The organism is Devosia sp., assembly GCF_017744655.1.
Lineage (GTDB): Bacteria > Pseudomonadota > Alphaproteobacteria > Rhizobiales > Devosiaceae > Devosia.
In genome coordinates, this window is sequence record NZ_JAGIAW010000003.1 from 79,610 (window position 1) to 97,580 (window position 17,971).

Annotated in this window: 20 protein-coding genes; 9 read left to right on the forward strand and 11 right to left on the reverse strand. The window is 62.8% G+C overall.

Annotated features, from left to right (window positions below):
• Positions 1-32 precede the first annotated feature (32 nt).
• From holA to leuS, 3 genes are read right to left on the reverse strand one after another with little or no spacing between them, the layout of a single operon-like run.
• Positions 33-1,055, reverse strand: coding sequence for a DNA polymerase III subunit delta (holA, locus tag J7557_RS08110; RefSeq protein ID WP_291419137.1), 1,023 nt, complete (start codon positions 1,053-1,055; stop codon positions 33-35).
• Complete coding sequence (locus tag J7557_RS08115) at positions 1,052-1,558, reverse strand: hypothetical protein (RefSeq protein ID WP_291419139.1); 507 nt, start codon at positions 1,556-1,558, stop codon at positions 1,052-1,054. The genes holA and J7557_RS08115 overlap by 4 nt, the downstream gene beginning before the upstream one ends.
• Complete coding sequence (gene leuS, locus J7557_RS08120; RefSeq protein ID WP_291419141.1) at positions 1,545-4,163, reverse strand: leucine--tRNA ligase; 2,619 nt, start codon at positions 4,161-4,163, stop codon at positions 1,545-1,547. Before leuS ends, J7557_RS08115 begins: the two co-directional genes overlap by 14 nt.
• 139 nt (positions 4,164-4,302) lie before the next feature.
• Here leuS and J7557_RS08125 point away from each other — a divergent pair, with 139 nt between their 5' ends.
• The 4 genes from J7557_RS08125 to J7557_RS08140 all read left to right on the forward strand — a co-directional run bounded on the left by J7557_RS08125 (position 4,303) and on the right by J7557_RS08140 (position 7,086).
• Positions 4,303-4,986: a YggS family pyridoxal phosphate-dependent enzyme gene (locus tag J7557_RS08125; protein WP_291419143.1), complete on the forward strand. Its 684-nt coding sequence runs from the start codon at positions 4,303-4,305 to the stop codon at positions 4,984-4,986.
• Positions 4,987-5,114: 128 nt separating this feature from the next.
• On the forward strand, positions 5,115-5,798 hold the full coding sequence (locus J7557_RS08130) for a response regulator transcription factor (protein WP_291419145.1): 684 nt from the start codon (positions 5,115-5,117) through the stop codon (positions 5,796-5,798).
• Positions 5,799-5,911: 113 nt separating this feature from the next.
• The gene (locus J7557_RS08135) at positions 5,912-6,364 is read left to right on the forward strand and encodes a Crp/Fnr family transcriptional regulator (protein ID WP_291419147.1); all 453 of its coding nucleotides are present in this window, start codon (positions 5,912-5,914) and stop codon (positions 6,362-6,364) included.
• Between the two features lie 101 nt (positions 6,365-6,465).
• Positions 6,466-7,086: a DUF930 domain-containing protein gene (locus J7557_RS08140; protein WP_291419149.1), complete on the forward strand. Its 621-nt coding sequence runs from the start codon at positions 6,466-6,468 to the stop codon at positions 7,084-7,086.
• 3 nt (positions 7,087-7,089) lie between these two features.
• Here the strand turns inward: J7557_RS08140 and J7557_RS08145 are convergent, their stop codons facing one another.
• The 4 genes from J7557_RS08145 to rimM form a co-directional block, all read right to left on the reverse strand.
• On the reverse strand, positions 7,090-7,902 hold the full coding sequence (locus J7557_RS08145) for an exodeoxyribonuclease III (RefSeq protein ID WP_291419151.1): 813 nt from the start codon (positions 7,900-7,902) through the stop codon (positions 7,090-7,092).
• Positions 7,903-8,078: 176 nt separating this feature from the next.
• Positions 8,079-8,630, reverse strand: a complete 552-nt coding sequence (rplS, locus tag J7557_RS08150) for a 50S ribosomal protein L19 (protein ID WP_291419153.1) — start codon at positions 8,628-8,630, stop codon at positions 8,079-8,081.
• A 302-nt stretch (positions 8,631-8,932) separates the two neighbouring features.
• Positions 8,933-9,613 carry a tRNA (guanosine(37)-N1)-methyltransferase TrmD gene (gene trmD / locus J7557_RS08155; protein WP_291419155.1) on the reverse strand — a complete coding sequence of 227 codons (681 nt, stop codon included), beginning with the start codon at positions 9,611-9,613 and terminating at the stop codon, positions 8,933-8,935.
• Positions 9,614-9,627: 14 nt separating this feature from the next.
• Positions 9,628-10,164: a ribosome maturation factor RimM gene (gene rimM / locus J7557_RS08160; RefSeq protein ID WP_291419156.1), complete on the reverse strand. Its 537-nt coding sequence runs from the start codon at positions 10,162-10,164 to the stop codon at positions 9,628-9,630.
• Positions 10,165-10,283: 119 nt separating this feature from the next.
• Here rimM and J7557_RS08165 point away from each other — a divergent pair, with 119 nt between their 5' ends.
• Positions 10,284-10,583: a hypothetical protein gene (locus J7557_RS08165; RefSeq protein WP_035084800.1), complete on the forward strand. Its 300-nt coding sequence runs from the start codon at positions 10,284-10,286 to the stop codon at positions 10,581-10,583.
• 139 nt (positions 10,584-10,722) lie between these two features.
• Here J7557_RS08165 and J7557_RS08170 read toward each other — a convergent pair whose 3' ends face one another.
• From J7557_RS08170 to tsaD, 4 genes are read right to left on the reverse strand one after another with little or no spacing between them, the layout of a single operon-like run.
• Positions 10,723-11,160, reverse strand: coding sequence for an EVE domain-containing protein (locus tag J7557_RS08170; RefSeq protein WP_291419159.1), 438 nt, complete (start codon positions 11,158-11,160; stop codon positions 10,723-10,725).
• A 4-nt stretch (positions 11,161-11,164) separates the two neighbouring features.
• Positions 11,165-11,458 carry a YciI family protein gene (locus J7557_RS08175; protein WP_291419161.1) on the reverse strand — a complete coding sequence of 98 codons (294 nt, stop codon included), beginning with the start codon at positions 11,456-11,458 and terminating at the stop codon, positions 11,165-11,167.
• Between the two features lie 4 nt (positions 11,459-11,462).
• A complete protein-coding gene (locus J7557_RS08180; protein WP_291419163.1) occupies positions 11,463-12,449 on the reverse strand; it encodes an NAD(P)H-dependent glycerol-3-phosphate dehydrogenase in 987 nt (328 codons plus the stop codon).
• Positions 12,439-13,497 (reverse strand): tRNA (adenosine(37)-N6)-threonylcarbamoyltransferase complex transferase subunit TsaD, encoded by a 1,059-nt coding sequence (tsaD, locus tag J7557_RS08185; protein ID WP_291419586.1) that lies wholly within the window; start codon positions 13,495-13,497, stop codon positions 12,439-12,441. The genes J7557_RS08180 and tsaD overlap by 11 nt, the downstream gene beginning before the upstream one ends.
• Positions 13,498-13,596: 99 nt before the next feature.
• Between tsaD and hemC the strand changes: the two genes are divergently transcribed.
• Genes hemC through J7557_RS08205 form a run of 4 tightly spaced genes read left to right on the forward strand, consistent with a single transcriptional unit; the run spans position 13,597 to position 17,941 of the window.
• Entirely contained in the window at positions 13,597-14,535 is a 939-nt protein-coding gene (gene hemC / locus J7557_RS08190; protein WP_291419165.1) for a hydroxymethylbilane synthase, read from the forward strand.
• Positions 14,536-14,543: 8 nt separating this feature from the next.
• Positions 14,544-15,275, forward strand: a complete 732-nt coding sequence (locus J7557_RS08195) for a uroporphyrinogen-III synthase (RefSeq protein ID WP_291419167.1) — start codon at positions 14,544-14,546, stop codon at positions 15,273-15,275.
• Between the two features lie 24 nt (positions 15,276-15,299).
• On the forward strand, positions 15,300-16,556 hold the full coding sequence (locus J7557_RS08200; RefSeq protein ID WP_291419168.1) for a hypothetical protein: 1,257 nt from the start codon (positions 15,300-15,302) through the stop codon (positions 16,554-16,556).
• Positions 16,556-17,941 (forward strand): heme biosynthesis HemY N-terminal domain-containing protein, encoded by a 1,386-nt coding sequence (locus tag J7557_RS08205; protein WP_291419170.1) that lies wholly within the window; start codon positions 16,556-16,558, stop codon positions 17,939-17,941. Before J7557_RS08200 ends, J7557_RS08205 begins: the two co-directional genes overlap by 1 nt.
• Positions 17,942-17,971 lie beyond the last annotated feature (30 nt).

Consider the following 17,971-nt stretch of genomic DNA (forward strand, 5'->3'; position numbering starts at 1 on the left):
CGAGCAATGATCCACGTGAAACACGTTTGAAATCAATGCGTTGCGGCCATCATGCAGAGGGCTAGAGTGGTGCGGTGCAAAATCGCGGTAGCCAAAGCCGGCTTGCGGCGGCTGTCGCTGGTGGCCTGTAGGAGCCGGTCGGAGGCTTGGGCGAGAGCCGGATCGGTCCAGAGACGCAACTGCTGTTCGAGCTGGCCGGCGCGCGAAAAATGCGGCTTTGGTTTTACGTTGTCGAGCACCGCACGCGGAGTCTTGCCGGAATCCACTTCAACGCGCCACCGGCGCAGATTGGCGAAGTGATTGGTCAGCATGGCCAGCAATTGCTGGGGGTTGACCGAAGACGAGAGCGCGCGATTGAGCGCCATTTCCAGCTTTTCGGCGTGACCGCCTCCGGTGGCGTCGAGAATTGCGTCAATGGCGAGGGCGCCGTTGTCGGCGCAGAGGGTAAGAACGTCTTCGCGCGTCAGGGATTTGGTGCTGGCGGCGAAAAGGGTGAGTTTTTCGAGTTCGCGACGGGTGATTTCGCGATCATTGCCCAAAATTTCGCGCAGCGTGGGAATGACGTCGGAATCTGTACGAATACCGGCCTGATTGAACGTTTCACGCATCAGGTTGGTGAGTGTTTCGTCGGTGTCAGGATAGCAGGGCAGTGCGCGGCCGAGTTTTGCCGCTTCTACCAGGGCCCGGAGGGCGTCGCGTGGGGCAAGATTGCCCGCTTCCAGCACGATGGCGGTGCCGCCGGGGTCGTCGCGGAGCTCGGTCAGCGGCATGACGAGGCTTTTGCTGGCATTGCGCACGCGGATGATACGCTTGCCGCCAAACAACGAGATGCTGCGGGCCTCGGTGATGAGGCGCCCGGGTTCGGCGTCGAGCTCAGGGCCATCGAAGATGAAAACGTCGGCAGAGGCGGGGTCTTCGCCGCTAAGATAGCGAATCAGGCGCTGTGCTGTTTCGCGGACGAGGCCGCCATCGGGACCGTAAGCGAGAAAAATGCCTTCGGTGAGGTCGGGTCGCGCGAGGAAACGCGCGACCTCATGGGCTTTTAGGGCGGTCATCCCTTTGCGAGGGCCGCCAGAATGGCCAGACGCAGCGACTCAGCCACGGAACGCGCAGCGCGCTCCTGAGCCTCGATGATGCCCTGTTCGTCGGCCAGGACCTGCCCGCTGCGCGTATGCTGGGCCTTTGCCGTGCGGGTAATGGTGATCGGCTTGTTGTCGACGCCGTCGCGGGGCGTGATGATCACAGTAGCCGACACGTTCATCTCACGCGGCTTGTTGGGATTGGCCGTGGCGCTGAGATAGGGCTCGGCGTCGCCGGCAGAGACCGCAACAGAGACAAGCGGAGCCGTAGGCGAAGTGGTTTTGCCGAGGCGGAAGCTCAGTTCCTGATAGACGATCTGCTCAAGCCGCGTTTTTGGCGCCGCATAAGCGAGCTGCAGCTGCGGGTTTTCGGCCAGCGCGCCGGAATAGACGGGCTGGAAGGAACAGGCCCCAAGCCCGGCCGAAGCCAGGGCAAGGGGGACGATCAGGGCGAGGCGCTTTAGCCTAGACGACGACATTGACGATCCTGTCCTGCACCACGACGATTTTCTTCGGGGCTTTGCCCTCCAGAATGCGGACAACTTCGTCGAGTGACAAGACGCGTTGTTCGACTTCGGCGGCGGGCAGACCCTTCGCGACGGTGATTTCGGCGCGGCGCTTGCCGTTGATCTGAATCGGCAGGGTCACTTCGTCGTCGACGAGCAGGGCCGGATCGACATCGGGCCAGCTTGCATCGGCAACGAGCCCGGTCTTTCCAAGCACTTCCCAGCAGGTTTCCGAAAGGTGCGGCATCATGGGGCTGAGAAGAATCGCCAGCTTTTCAACGCCTTCAGTGATCGCCTTGCCCAGCTCGCGACCAATTGCACCTGTGCTGCCGGAGGCTTTACTCAGCGCATTGGTCAATTCGTATATCTGCGCGACACCACGGTTAAATCGCAGGCCTTCGATGTCCTGAGCGACACCATGGACTGCCCGATGAATAATGCGGCGCAAGGCGACAGCGTCCGCTGTATCTTTTTCGGAAACGAGCGCTGGAGACTGTTTGGCAATCTCGATCGATTCGTTGACCAGACGCCAGACGCGCTGCTGGAAGCGGCTGGCGCCTTCGACGCCGGCCTCCGTCCACTGCACGTCGCGCTCCGGCGGCGAATCCGAGAGCATGAACCAGCGCGCGGTATCGGCGCCGTAGGTGGCGACGATCTCGTCGGGATCAACGACGTTCTTCTTGGATTTGCTCATCTTTTCGACCGAACCGATGCTGATCGGCGCGCCGGTCTTGAGGTCGCGGGCAGTGCGGGTGTCGCCCGTGGCTTCGATGACGATCTCGGTGGGGTTCACCCATTCGCCCGATGCCGACTTGTAAGTCTCGTGCGTGACCATGCCCTGGGTGAAGAGGCCCTTGAAGGGTTCGCTGATATCGACGTGCCCGGTTGCCTTCATGGCGCGGGTGAAGAAGCGCGAATAGAGCAGGTGCAGAATCGCGTGCTCGACGCCGCCGATATATTGGTCGACCGGCAGCCAGCGATTGGCGACGGCCGGAATGGTCGGCGTATCGGCGTGGGGCGCGGTGAAGCGCGCAAAATACCAGGACGAATCCACAAAGGTGTCCATGGTGTCGGTTTCGCGACGGGCGGAAGCGCCACATTGCGGGCAGTGGACGTGCTTCCAGGTGGGGTGGTGGTCGAGCGCATTGCCCGGCTTGTCGAAGGTGACGTCTTCGGGCAGACGGACCGGCAGGTCTTTCTTCGGCACGGGAATGGTGCCGCAGACTTCGCAATGGATGACCGGGATCGGGCAGCCCCAATAGCGCTGGCGCGAAATGCCCCAGTCGCGCAGGCGATAGTTCACTTCCACCTTGCCCTGCGGCTTGCCGTCGACGGTGCGGGCACCAAAGTGCTCGGCGATCTTCTTCTTGGCGTCGTCGATTGAGAGGCCATCGAGGAAACCGGAATTAAAGATGTTGCCAGCGTCAACATAGGCTTCATTGCCGACTTCGAAGGTTGCCGGGTCGGCGCCGTACGGCAGCACGACGGGAATGACGCTCAGGCCATATTTGCGAGCGAGGTCGAGGTCGCGCTGGTCGTGTGCCGGGCAGCCGAAAATGGCGCCGGTGCCGTAATCCATCAGGATGAAATTGGCGACATAGACGGGCAGGGTTTCACCCTCGATGACGGGATGCTTTACGCGCAGACCCGTATCAAAACCCTGCTTCTCCGCCTTTTCCAGCGTTTCCGTGGCAGTGCCGTGGCGATGGCATTCGGCGACGAACTCCGCCAGAGCCGGGTTGTTAGCAGCCAAAGCAGTCGTCAGCGGATGGTCGGGCGAGAGGCCGACGAAGGAAGCACCGAAAATGGTGTCCGGGCGCGTGGTGAAGACTTCTATGCTCGTGGCATCGGTGTTGTTAGACGGGGCCAGTTCGAACAGCAGGCGCAGGCCTTCGGACTTGCCGATCCAGTTGCGCTGCATGGTGCGGACTTTTTCCGGCCATTCGGTCAGGGTGTCGAGGGCCTCCAGGAGGTCTTCGGCAAAATCGGAAATCTTGAAGAACCACTGGGTCAGCTCGCGCTGTTCCACAACTGCGCCCGAGCGCCAGCCCCGCCCGTCAATGACCTGCTCATTGGCGAGCACGGTCATGTCGACGGGGTCCCAGTTGACCTTCGAGTTCTTGCGGGTGATCAGGCCAGCTTCGAGCATGTCGATGAACAGCGCCTGCTGGTGCTGGTAATATTCAGGCGAGCAGGTGGCGAATTCGCGCGTCCAGTCGATGGAAAGGCCCATCGATTTGAGCTGCGCCTTCATTGCCTCGATGTTCTGGTAGGTCCAGGTGCCCGGATGGGTCTTGCGCTCGATGGCGGCGTTTTCTGCCGGCAGGCCGAAAGCGTCCCAGCCCATGGGGTGCAGCACATTGCGGCCGCGGGCGCGATAGTAGCGCGCCACGACGTCGCCCATGGAATAGTTGCGCACGTGGCCCATATGGATGCGCCCCGACGGGTACGGAAACATTTCCAGGACGTAGTAGGGCTCGCGCGGATCGTCATTGGCGGTGACGAAGCTCTTCGCATCGTCCCAGATCTTTTGCCATTTCGGTTCGCTTTCGCGCGGATTGTAGCGTTCGCCGCTCACTTGCTCGTCCTTGAAAATTCTTTGTCCGAAGCGCGCGTTTGACCTCAAAGGGCTGGGCCAGCTTGCGCTTTTGGGGGATTTTGGCTACCGGACCATCACCAGAAATCCCCCTCAAGGTCAACAGAAACGGGGCCTTCTCATGGCCGATCGCGTCAACAGCGCCCGCGCGGCGCTCGACTACATTCGCAACCGCGTGAAAAAAGCGCACCACAGATTCGGTGCACCACCCGAAAGCGTCGAACTTATTGCCGTGTCGAAGACTTTTGGCGCTGAGACGGTGCGGCCGTTTCTCGAAGCGGGGCAGCGTGCGTTTGGGGAGAATCGCGTGCAGGAGGCCAAGGAGAAGTGGCCTGGGTTGCGCGAGGCGTTTCCGGACGTCGTGCTACACCTGATCGGGCCTCTGCAGACCAACAAGGCGCGAGAAGCCGTGGCCCTGTTCGATGTCATCGAGACGGTCGACCGAGAAAAGCTTGCCGGCGTTCTGGCCGAGGAAATGCAGCGGGCGGGAAAGCGCCTGCCGTGCTTCGTGCAGGTCAATATTGGCGGCGAAGAGCAGAAGGCCGGCGTTTCCGTGGAGGAGGCGGTGGGATTCGTCCGGCGCTGCCGCGAGGTGCATGGCCTCGATATTGTGGGCCTGATGTGCATTCCGCCCGATGGCCAGCCGGCGGGGCCTTATTTCGCGCAATTGGCGGGGCTGGCGAAATTGGCAGGGGTCGAAAACCTCTCCATGGGCATGAGTGGCGACTTCGAAACGGCCATCGCCATGGGCGCGACCCATGTTCGCGTCGGCTCGGCGCTCTTTGGCCGGCGCGATCAAATTTGAGGCGTTGCAACTTTTTCCGGTGTGCTGACGTTACTTTCAGCCGAATAACGTCGATGTGATTGGCGGGCCAAGAACAGGTCGCAATGATGTGATCTTGGTCCGCTGAATGTAAAAGACCGGAGACTGTAATGAATAAGCGACGCATCCTTGTTGTAGACGACGATGCGGACCTTCGCGAAACCCTGGTCGAGCAGCTCAAGAGCCAGCCTGAATTCGATATTGTCGAAGCCGGCACCGCCAATGACGCGCTGAAAGCCCTGCGTGAGAACAATGTCGAATTGACCATTCTCGATGTCGGCCTGCCCGACATGGATGGTCGCGACGCCGTCAAACTGATGCGCCAGGAAGGTTTCAAGAGCCCGGTGCTGATGCTGACCGGGCACGATACCGAGGCCGACGAGATCAAGGGGCTCGATTCGGGGGCCAATGATTATCTCACCAAGCCGTTCCGCTTTCCCGTGCTGCTCGCCCGCATCAATGCGGCTCTGCGCCAGCACGACCAGAGCGAGGATGCCGTTTTCACCATCGGCCAATACAGCTTTCAGCCGGCAGCAAAGCTCCTCGAGAGCAATGACGGCACAAAAGTGCGGCTGACGGACAAGGAAACTTCCATTTTGAAGTATCTTTACCGCCAGGGTCCGAAGACGATCACGCGCGATGTGCTGCTCAAGGAAGTCTGGGGGTACAATAACCGCGTGACCACCCATACGCTCGAGACGCATATCTATCGCCTGCGTCAAAAAATCGAGCGCGACCCCTCCAATGCGCGGCTTCTAGTGACGGAAGACGGGGGATATCGCCTCGTTCCCTAACGATGCCCGTCAAGGGTGTTCATAAAGTGGAAAAACTGCCCTATAGACAGATGCGTTGACCCGCCGGAAGCTTTTCGGCGGGCGGGGCGCATTCGGGTCTGTGGCTGATGAGAATGGACGATGCGGCCGCCATTCTGGGGCGGGCCGATTTCTTCATGATATGTGACGACGAGCAGCGGCGCATGCTGGGCTTTGCCAGCGATCGCCGCCATGTCGAGGCCGACGAAGTCATCTACAAGGCCGGCACCGTGCCCGAGGGCGCCTATGTGCTCATCGAAGGCACGCTCAAGGCGCGCAATGAGGGCGTCGAGGCCGGAAAACCTTATGCGCTGTCGGAGCCTGGCAGCGTCGTTTCCACCATGGCGCTGATTCTCGACAAGCCGCGGCCGGTGACCATCACCGCCGTCACCGATTGCGAACTGCTTTTCGTGCCGCGTACGGCATTTTTGAAGTTGGTTCGGCAATATCCTGACCTGGCTCAGAAAGCGGCGCAGCGCATCGAGCGCGAGCTCAACGGCTATCTCGGCGCGCTCGATCCGCTGCGGCGGAAGATGAAGAGCCGCTAAAACTCCCAAAATCAGCCGCAAAGCCGGTTCACGCCCAGCCTATGTGGGGCGCGGTTCAATTGCATTGGCGGAAACAGGGTTCGTTCGCCGGATCGCTCCTGGTGCATGGTCTGTTGCTCGCGGCGATTTTCTGGCTTTCGGTGCCGAAACCGCTGCCCGTGCCGCCCTCGGGCGCGATCATCGTCGATCTCATCCCCGAAGCCGAGGCGGCGGCCAGGCCCGCGGCAGCGGCCAAGATGCTCTCAGCGCCAAGTCTTGAGATCGAACCGCTTGCGGAGCCGGTCGAAGAACCGGAACCCCAGGAGGCACCGCCCGCGCCAGAGCAGGGCAATGGCATGATTGCTGCAACAGAATTTTACGCAGCCTCGATCCTTAGTGATCCTGCCAATAGCGAGGTGCGGGAAAATTTTCCGCTCCTCGCGAACGAGGAACAGGTCATCCAGCTTTGCAATATCGAAGCGCTGGAGCAGTTGCGCGAGACGGAGCCCGGGGAGGCGCCCGATGCGCTGGTCGGCTATGCCTTCGATTCGATCGATGTGACCGGGCTCGATCTCGCCGCCGATGGCGGGGCCTTCCGCAGTCACGGACAGTGGCGCCATATCCGCTACCGCTGCGTGGTGGCATCAGATATCCGCAGCGTTGCCGCCTTCGAATATGCCGTGGGCGAATTGGTGCCGGAAAGTGAGTGGGGAGCTCACTTTCTCAACGGCACCGACGAGTGATTTTTAGGGCTTTGCGAAGCGCGCGATGACGGGCACGTGGTCTGACGGCTTGTCGGTCCAGCCGCGGGCGGGGCGGATGATTTCGGCGCCGATGGAGCGTTCGGCGACGTCCGCGGTGGACCAGATGTGGTCGAGGCGACGACCCTTGTCTGCGGCGTTCCAGTCGGCGCTGCGATAGCTCCACCAGGAATAGAGCTTTTGGTCGTAGGGCACGTGCTTGCGCACAACGTCGACCCAGCCATGGCCACCGGTAAGCAGGCCATTGAGCGCTTCGGTTTCGACCGGGGTGTGGCTGACGATTTTGAGGAGCTGCTTGTGGCTCCAGACGTCGTTCTCGTGCGGGGCAATGTTGAAATCGCCGGCGATGAGGTGGCCGCGCTGAAACACCGGCTCGTTGAACCAGGTTTTCAGCTCGGACAGGAACCCCAGCTTGTGCTTGAATTTTGGGTTGAGCTCCGGATCGGGCTCATCGCCACCGGCCGGGATATAGAAATTGTGCAGGGTGAAGGGGCCATGGCCCATGTCCACCAGCGCCGATACGTGGCGCGATTCCGGAATCTCGCAGAAGACGCGGCTCGATATGTCGGTCAGCGGGAATTTCGAGACGATGGCGACGCCGTGATAGCCCTTCTGACCGTGCACGGCCATGTGCGGATAGCCGTTCTCGATGAAGGCATTCCGCGGAAACTGGTCATTGGTGCACTTGATCTCCTGCAGCATCAATACGTCGGGCTGATATTGGCGCAGGAAATCGAGCACCATATCGAGGCGCAGGCGAACCGAATTGATGTTCCAGGTGACGACGGAAAGGGTCATGCGCGAGATCCGGATTTTTCCAAGGCTTGGGGCCGAGGCACTTTTAGGACTAAGCCGGGTCGAGGGTAAAGCCGGAAATGGCAGCGCGGCTCCGACTGCTGACGCGGGGTGTCAGGGCGCCAACAAAAAAGCCCGACCTTGCGGCCGGGCTTTGATCGTTCAAGCTGCTAAAAAGCTTATTCGCTCTTGGCTTCGCCTTCCGTTGCTGCGGCCTGTTCGGCTGCAGCAGCGGCGGCTGCGGCTTCCGCATCCTTGGCAGCCTGTTCGGCGGCAAAGGCTTCGGCAGCAGCGATCTTCTCAGCTTCGCGGGCTTCGCGAGCGGCCTGGGCAGCTTCACGTTCGCCAGCTTCGATCTTGCGGGTACGAGCGTTGGTCGATTCGAAAATACGAGCCGACTTACCGCGACGATCGCGCAGGTAGTAGAGCTTGGCGCGACGAACCTTACCGCGCTTGATCACTTCGACCGAAGCGATGTTGGGCGAGTAAAGCGGGAAAACGCGTTCCACGCCTTCGCCGTACGAAATCTTGCGCACGGTGAAGCTTTCAGTGATGCCGCCGCCGGAGCGGGCGATCACCACGCCTTCATAAGCCTGGAGACGTTCCTTGTCGCCTTCGCGAATCTTGACCCACACCTTGACGGTATCGCCATGGGTGAATTCGGGGAGTTCGCGCTTGGCAGCCTGCAGGGCAACCTGCTCGGCATTGAGCTGTTCAATAATGCTGCTCATTTTCGATCCGTTCTGATCTTATCGTGGGGTGACTGCGTCACCCGGTCTTGTTTGATAACGGAGGGTAGTCTTTTTGGTCTTGGCGCACGCCGGATCCGATCCCGGACGCACGAATGGGCGGCTCATAGGAGAAAACGCGCGGAGAGTCCAGCGTTTTGGGACTTCTCAGTGGCTATTGCCGCTCGGGCAGCGCATCCATCGTCACCACCGGGCTTGTCCCGGTGGTCCATGCTTGTGGTGGGATGGATTGCCGGGACAGGCCCGGCAATGACGACTGAGGGAGATATCCAGCTCCTTGGACGTCAGTCCTTCAGTAAATCCGGCCGCCGTGTCCGGGTCAGTGCCAGGGACTGTTCATGCCGCCATTTGGCGATTTTGGCGTGGTCCCCTGAGGTCAGGACGGCCGGGATATCCGTGCCCTCAAAGGACTGGGGGCGAGTGTAGTGCGGATATTCAAGCAGGCCGTTCTCAAAACTTTCCTCGTCGCGGCTATCGAGGGCGCCGAGAACGCCGGGGATCAGGCGCACGACGGCTTCCAGCAGCACCATGGCAGCGACTTCGCCGCCGGCGAGTACATAGTCGCCTATGGAAATCTCTTCGAGGTTTCGAGAGTCGATCACCCGCTGGTCGACGCCTTCAAAGCGGCCGCACACGATGACGGCGCCGGGACCGGTTGCCAGTTCATGGGCGCGGGCCTGGGTGAGGGGTTTGCCGCGGGGCGACATGAGAATGCGCGGACGTGGATCGTCGGCGGGCGCAATCTCGTCGATGGCTTTTGCCAGAATATCGGGTTTCAGCACCATGCCGGCGCCGCCGCCCGAAGGCGTGTCGTCGACAGTGCGGTGCTTGTCCGTGGCAAAATCCCGCAGATGCGTGGCGCGGAGGGTCCAGAGCCCGTCGGCCATGCCGCGGCCAAGGACAGAGGCGCCGAGCGGTCCGGGAAAGAGATCGGGGAAGAGGGTGACGATATCAGCGGAGAACATTCTTTTGTTCCCGCTCAGTCCGGCTCTTCCTCGCCCGGCTCGGCATCGAGCGGGGGGGCAATCACCAGAAACCCGTCGGCAATGCGGATGGTCGGCACGACGGCCTTGGTGAAGGGATAGAGAAAGGTATCGCCCGAGCGCGGGTCGCGCACTTCGAGGAGATCGCCGGCGCCGTAGTTAAGGAGGGCCGAAACTTCGCCGATGCTGACGCCGGTATCGAGTCGCGCATCGAGACCGATGAGGTCGGCGTGATAAAAATCGTCCTCGTCATCCGGATCGGGCAGGCGGCTGCGATCGAGGAAAAGGGAAACACCATTGAGGAGTTCGGCTGCGTTGCGGTCCCGGATACCCTTCAGGCGGGCGACGAGCACGGTTTTGTTGAGGCGCGCAGCCTCGATGGTGATGGTGAGGCCGGGACGGTCGGTGTCGAGCGGACCATAGCTGGCGATGGCTTCGGGCTCGCCCGTAAAGGTGGTGATGCGGACTTCGCCCTTGATGCCGTGGGCGGCGCCGATCTTGCCCATCAGAATGCGGTTCTCTGGCGCTGCCATTTTCGTCCCTGTTGGCTGAAAGAGAGCTGCACCCTTAGCAGGGTTGTGCCCCAGCGCAAACGGCGGAACCTTGCGCCGCATGGCGCTTTCTTCTGGCAAGAGATTCCAAGGAGAGCGTCATGTCCCAAATTCTCACCGACCGCAGGGCGATTCGCGAATGGGTGGAAGCCCGCGGTGGCAATCCCGTCCTGATGGATGTGCCCGATGGCACAGGCATTCGCACCGTGCTGCAGCTGACCTTCGGACAGGATGCGCTCAATGCCGAGGGCAATGAGGGACCGGACCGGATCGACGGCTTTCAGTTGGTGAGCTGGGAAGAATGGTTCGTGGCGCTGGAGAAGGGTAACCTCGCTATCGAGGTCACCGATGATCCCGCGGGTGGGAACGAGGCTGAGTTTACCTTCGTGCCGCGGGACTAGGACAACGTTTCACGTGAATCCATGTCTCAGTTGTCGTCATTGCCGGGCTTGTCCCGGCAATCCAGCTCGTGGTGGCCAGCCATCCTGCGGATGGCTTGGGACCACCGGGACAAGCCCGGTGGTGACGATTGGGGAGGGATCAGCTGACCTCGCCCATCTTGCAGAGCAGTTTCCACTCAGCCTCGCTGACCTTCGACACAGAGAGCCGCGAGTATTTGACCAGTTCGAATTCGGCCAGCGCTTCCGTCGCCTTGATCTCGGCCAGGGTCACCGGACGCGGAAAGGGCTTTACCGACTGGACGTCGACGCATTCCCAGACAACTTCGCCCTTGGCATTGAGTTCGGCGGTCGAATCGGGATGGGCTGCAGCCACCACCTTCATGATGCCGACGATCTCCTTGCCGATATTGGAGTGGTAGAAGAAGGCCTCATCGCCGACTTCCATGGCCCTCATATTGTTGCGCGCCGTATAGTTGCGCACGCCGTGCCATTCTTCGACTTCGCCGCGGCCGGTCTTGGCGACGAGATCGTCGAAGGAAAATACATCCGGCTCGGATTTCATCAGCCAGTAGGCCATGGGATCAGAACTCCAGCGAGGTGTTGTTGATGGCAATGCGCCAGCGCTTGACCTCGTAGCTGGCAAAGACGCCGGCCGGCACGAAGGGGTCGGCCGCAGCCATGGCTTCGGCTTCTGCCAGGGTTTCGGCTTCGAAGATCACGATGGAGCCTTCGGGCTGTTCCTCGGCATTGAGCAGGGCGCCGGCAAAAACCAGTTTCTTGCCTAGCGATTTTAGGTGCTCGAGGTGAACGGGACGGGTGTCGAGGCGCGTCTGCAGGGCGCCGGGCGCGTCCTTGGCGATCATGGCATAGAGCATTTTGTCAGTGTTCCCTCTTGAGCGGGCGGGACATCAGGCCCGCAACGATGGTGGCAATGTCGGCGCGGCCGGCAACGAACGCGTCGACGGCTTCGATCAGCGGCGCGTCGACGTCGAGGCTTTTGGCGAGAGCAGCGGCGACCGGTGCAGTGGCGACGCCTTCAGCGAGTTTTGCGCCACCGGCCAAAATGTCTGTTGTTCGACGCCCTGCGCCGAGCGCCATGCCGAACTGATAATTTCGCGATTGCACCGAAGTGCAGGTGAGCGTGAGGTCGCCCAAGCCGGCAAGGCCCGTGAGCGTGTGGGCAGAGCCGCCGAGGGCGTGCACCATGCGGGCCATTTCAGCATAGCCGCGGGCAATGAGGGCCGAGCGGGCCGAAGCACCGAGATTGGCGCCTTCGACGGCGCCGCAGGCGAGGGCATAGACATTCTTCAGCGAACCGGCGATTTCGACGCCGATCCGGTCATCAGCGGCATAGGGCCTAAAACTTGGGCCGGCGAGGGCGGTTGCAAGATTGGACGTGGCGCTGGCGTCGTCACCGGCAAGGGTTACGGCGGTCGGCCGCCCCGCGGCGACATCGGCGGCAAAGCTGGGGCCGGAGAGAACGTAGCCAATGGCATTGGGCGCCATATCAGCCAAAATTTCGCTCTGGCGGGCTAGCGTGCCGGTTTCGAGCCCCTTGGCGGAAAGCACCACTGGCTTGCCGGTCAGCAATTTCGCATCAAGCGATGTGAGCAGTGTTCGCGTCGCCTGCGCCGGCACGGCGAGGATAAAAATGTCGGCGGGGACTGGTTCTGTGCTGGCCGAGATATTGGGGAGAAGCACTTGGCCGGGTAGGGCCGCTTCATTGATGTGGTTCATATTGACGGAGTCGGCCTGCGCCCGGTTACGCAGCACCAGCGTCACCTTGCGGCCAGCCATGGCGGCGGCTTGTGCGAGAGCGGTGCCCCAGGCGCCTCCGCCCAGAACGGCGACTGTCTCAAGTGCCATGGCTTTTCACCCGCATGTCTTCGTCCTGCAACGGCCAACGCGGCCGGGCGGCAATGGTCAGGCTATCGGTATCGTCGAGCGCCAGCCGTTCGGCACCGGCCCAGGCGATCATGGCACCATTGTCGGTGCAAAGCGCAATGGGCGGCACGATGAGATCGGCGCCTAATTCGGTACACGGCTTTTGCAGCGCTTCGGCAATGCGGCGATTGGCGGCGACGCCACCGGCCACGACGAGGCGAATCGCTTCGCCCGGAAATTTTTCCGCGAACTTTTGCAGGGCCTGGCGGGCGCGAAAACCGACGATCTCAGCCACGGTATCCTGAAAGCTGGCGGCAATGTCGGCAACATCCTGATCGCTCAGGGGCGCCAATGCCTCGGCCTGCAGTCGCACGGCGGTCTTCAAACCGGAGAAGGAAAAATCGAGCCGCTCTTCGCGCAGCAGCGGTTTCGGGAACTTGAAGCGCTTGGGGTCGCCCTGCTGGGCGATCCGCTCCACGGCGGGGCCTCCGGGATGACCGAGTGATAGAAGCTTAGCCACCTTATCAAAGGCTTCGCCCAGCGCGTCGTCGATGGTGCCGCCCCAGCGCTCATAGTCGCCGACGCCGCGTACCAGCACGAACTGGCTGTGGCCGCCGGAAACGAGCAGCATCAGATATGGAAATTTTACGCCATTGGTCAGCCGCGCCGTCAGCGCATGGCCTTCGAGGTGGTTGACGGCAATCAGCGGTTTGTCGAGCGAGGCGGCGAGCGCCTTGGCGGTGGTGAGGCCCACAAGCACGCCGCCGATGAGGCCGGGACCGGCGGTAGCGGCGATGGCGTCGATGTCATTGAGGTCGATGCCGGCCTCGTCGATCGCCTGCGCGATGATGTGATCAAGCCATTCGACATGGGCGCGAGCGGCGAGTTCGGGCACGACGCCGCCAAAGGCCGCGTGCTCGTCGAGCTGGCTGCGCACCACGTTGGAACGAATGGTGCCGTGGCCGGATTGATCCCGCACCACCACGGAAGCCGCGGTTTCATCGCAGCTTGTCTCGATACCTAGAATGATGGCTTGCGCTTGCCCGGTCACGACGAACTGGTCTACTCCCAAGGTTGAGGCGGCGCGAGGCGCCCATGACGGTTTTCGCTACACTAGGACAGAGCCATAATGCAATCGCCAGCCCCCTTCGCCCGGATCGGAACGCGCGGCAGCCCGCTGGCGCTGGCCCAGGCGAAACTGGTGCGCAGCCTGCTCTCTTCAGCGCATGGCGTCGCCGAAGACGACATTCACATCGAAGTGTTTTCGACCGGCGGGGATCGCAGCCAGGACGCCAATGTGTCGCTCTCGACCATCGGCGGGAAGGGCGTTTTCACCAAGGAGATCGACGAGGCACTGCTTGCGGGGCACATCGATATCGGGGTGCATTCGAGCAAGGATGTCGCCACCGGCCTGCCCGAGGGCATGGCGCTCGCGGCCTTTCTCGAACGCGAAGATGTGCGCGACGCCTTTTTGTCACTGACGGCCGCAGGAATCGACCAGCTACCCGAAGGCGCGAAATTCGGCACTTCGTCCATCCGCCGCGCGGCGCAGGCCTTGCGGTTGCGGCCCGATCTCCAGATCGTGCCATTCCGTGGCAATGTGCATACGCGGCTGCAAAAGCTAGCTGATGGCGTGGCGGACGCGACGCTGCTGGCCATCGCTGGGCTCAATCGGCTAGGCGAAGCGCATCGCGCCACAAGCGTGTTGGACGTCGACAATTTCATGCCCGCGCCGGCGCAGGGGGCCATCGGGCTTGCCGTGCGCAGTGGCGACAGGCGTTTTCTCGATCTCGTCGCTCCGCTCGATCATGCCCCGACGCATGCGCGGATCGCGGCGGAACGAGCCATGTTGGCCGTACTCGACGGCTCCTGCCGCACCCCGGTTGGTGCCTGGACCGGGGGGCAGGGCGGAGACCTAATGCTCAAAGGCGAAATCCTGAGCCTTGATGGGCAGACGACATTCCGCGCTGAAGCCAGTGGGAGCGATCCTCAGGCGCTCGGCGAAAAGGTCGGAAAAGACCTGCTCGATCAGGCCGGGCCCGATTGGCTCGAACAATGGATGGCGTAAAAAAGATCATGCGCATGCTTGTCACCCGCCCCGAGCCTGATGCCCAAGCCAGTATCGACCGGCTGGCGGCGCTTGGCATCGAGGCGGTCGCTGCGCCATTGCTGACCCGGGCAGGGCTCGATTTTCATCTGCCTGATCTCTCCGGATTTGCTGCCCTCGCGGTCACCAGCACCAATGCCTTGCGGGCGTTGGAGGACAAGGGTGTGTTGGAGGATCTCCAGCATCTGCCGGTCTATGCGGTGGGTGATCGTACGGCGCATGAGGCACGGGCGCTCGGTTTTACTGAAGTGTTCAGCGCCGGCGGTACATTCGAGCGGCTGTCGACCATGCTCGCTCTGGCCGATCTCGAGGGGCCGGTGCTCTATCCGGCCGGAAAGCATCTCAGCGGTGACCTCGCCCAGGCGCTCGCCCCGCATGGGATCATGGTGGTGACCGCGACGGTCTATGACATGGTCGCCGAATCAAGCTTTCCCGAGGGGACGCTGGCGGCACTCGAAAGTGGCGAGCTTGGTGCGGCGCTGGTCTATTCACGGCGAACGGCCGAAATTTTCTGCACTCTCGTCGGGCCGAGGCTGAGCGCGGCAAAAAGGCGCGATCTCGTGCTGTTCTGCCTCTCGGAAAACGTGGCACAGCCGCTTGTCGAACAGCATTTTACCCGCGTGCATCTGGCCGATCGGCCGGATGAAGAAGCGATGATGTCCCTGGCGCTGGCTTTTGCCCGCGAGCAATCTGGGTCATGATCGGGCTAGGCAAAAGGAAGGCACATGGCTGATCCCAAGGACAAGGCAAGCGCCGCAACCCCAACCAGCCCCGCCGGCAAGTCCGGCGCGGTAAAGCCGCCAGTGCTCGAAGGCACGGCGCGCCCGGCCGAATCGGCCAAGCCGAGCGCGACGGCGAAGTCTGAGCCGGAGGCAAAACCCGAATCGCTCAAGCCCGGTCCGGCAGGCGCGACGACGCCAAAACCCGAATCAAAGCCGATCACGCCACCGCCGGTTCCTGCGAACGAAGCGGGGGCAGGGGCGGCGTGGCTTGCCGGTCTTGTCGGCGGTATCGTGGGCCTGGGTGCCGCCTATGGGCTGGCACTGCTGGGCTATTGGCCCGCGGTCGCTCCGGCGCCGCAGCCGGCGGATCCGCGTATTGCAACCATTGCCACGGCCGTGCCGGAGCTCGAAACCGTCACCTCCACCCTGCAGGGGGAATTGGCGCGGCTGACGGCGCGGGTCGCCGGGCTCGAAACCAATCCCGGAACTGTGACTCCAGCAGGCGATTCGGCACCGGCAAACCAGCTAGCAGGTGATCTTGCCGCGCTCAGTGCCCGGGTCGATGAACTAACGGCGGCGCCGCAGGCCGCGGGTGAGACGGCAGCACAAAATGCTGCCGCCATTGCCGCGCTTGAAACCGAGCTTGCAGCTCTCCGCCAAAGCGCCGCTCAGACACAGACCAATCTCGATGGCGTTTCAGCGAAGGTTGCGACGCTTGAAACCGATTTGTCCGAAGGCACGGCGCTCGAAGCGGGGCAGGTGCGCCTGCCGCTGATCGTTTCCGGCTTCGAAACCGCCTTCGCCACCGGCACGGCCTATGATGGGGAAATCGCCGCGCTCCGCCAGGCGCTTCCCGATCTTGCCGTGCCAGACGCAGTGCTCGCCAATGCCATGACCGGGCTCAAGCGTGCGGACCTCATCGCGCGCGATTTCAATGCCGTGCTGCCCGATGTGTTGGCCGGCAGGCCGGTGGGCGCCGATGCCGGCTGGCAGGAAGCGACCTCGGATTGGTTCCGCGGCATTATCGCCCTGCGCCCCACCGAGGCGGTGGAAGGCGATGGGCCCGAGGCCGTCGTGGCCCGCCTTGAAGGCGCCATCGGGCGCGGCGATTTCATTGCCGCCAAGACCGAACTCGATGCTCTACCGCCCTCCATGCGGGCGGCCACGGGCGCCGTGGCCGATGAAATCTCCAATCAGGCCGCAGCCCAGAGCTTTCTTGCATCCTTGCGGCAGGCAGCGCTGGCAGGAGGGAATGGCTGATGATCCGTCTCGCCCTGTGGATCGTCGGTTCTCTCGTCGTTGCGGCGCTCGCCGCCTGGTTGATGGCCTTGCCCGGCACGCTGACGCTGGAACTGGCCGGCTATCGCATGCAGCCGCGCCTCGGGACTGCCGTCGTGCTGCTCTTGCTGGCCGCCGCCCTGATCATTCTGGTTTGGGCCGTGCTGCGCCGTGTTTTTGGCGCACCGCGGGCCATGGCCCGGCGTCGTGCCGCCCGTCGGCGCGAGCAGGGCGTTGAAGCGCTCTCCGATGCCGTCATTGCCCTGCAATCGGGCGATCCTGCCCGGGCGCGTCTGCTCGCTCGCGAAGCACAGGCCCGCCTGCCAGAAAACAGCGCTGCAAAGCTGCTCGAAGCGCGGGCCGACCTTGCCGTTGGCGATATGCCGGCGGCGCGCGAGCATTATCGGGCTCTGATCGCCAGCGACAAGACGGCGCTTGCGGCTCTCACCGGCCTTTACGATCAGGCCCGGACGCAGCAACGGCCGGAAGCGGCGCTCACCTTTGCGCGCAAGGCCCTCAGTCTGGCGCCCGACAGCTCCTGGGCCGCTGAAGCCGTATTCGACGATCTGGTGCGTCGCGGCCACTGGGCCGAGGCCGTGGCCATGGTCAATGCCGAGGTGCCGCCGGGCCGCGAGGGTCGCGCCAAAAAGCGCCGCCGCCAGGCCGTCATCGAAACGGCAAGGGCCCGTGAGGCCGAAACCAGCCAGCCGCTGGTGGCGCTCGAACATGCGCTGACCGCGCTAAAACTGCTGCCCGATTTCGTGCCGGCGGCGCTGATCGCGGCGCGCGTCCATATCAATCAGGGCGAAAGCCGCAAGGCGATGAGCCTGCTTAGACGCATCTGGCGGGCCACGGGCCATCCCGATGTCGCCGCGCTTTATGGCCATGCCCAGCCCGGCGCCTCGGCGGTCGAGCGCCTGAAACGCATGCGCGAAATCGTGGATACACCGCCCGAACATCGCGCGGCCGCCATGGCGCTGGCCCGTGCCGCCATTGACGCCTATGACTGGCCGCTGGCGCGCGATGTGCTCTTGCCCTATGCCGGTCCCGATCTCACCGAGGGCGTCGCCAGCCTCATGGCCGAGATCGAGGCGGGGGAGAGCGGCGACCAGGGCAAGGCGCGCGAATGGCTGGCGCGGGGCCTTCGGGCAGTGCGCGACCCGGCCTGGACGGCCGATGGTCTTGTCAGTGCCGAATGGGAACCGACTTCCCCGGTGACCGGCAAGCTCGACGCCTTCGAATGGAAAGTGCCTGTCACCGGCAATGCGCGGCCCTTGCCGCTGCCGGTGGCTTTAGGCGAAGGGTCCGAGGATTTCCCCAAGCCCGCGCCGGTCTTGCCTCTTGCGCCCGCGGAAAACCAACAGTAAAAGACCGCAATCTGTTCGGGCCATGCCCGG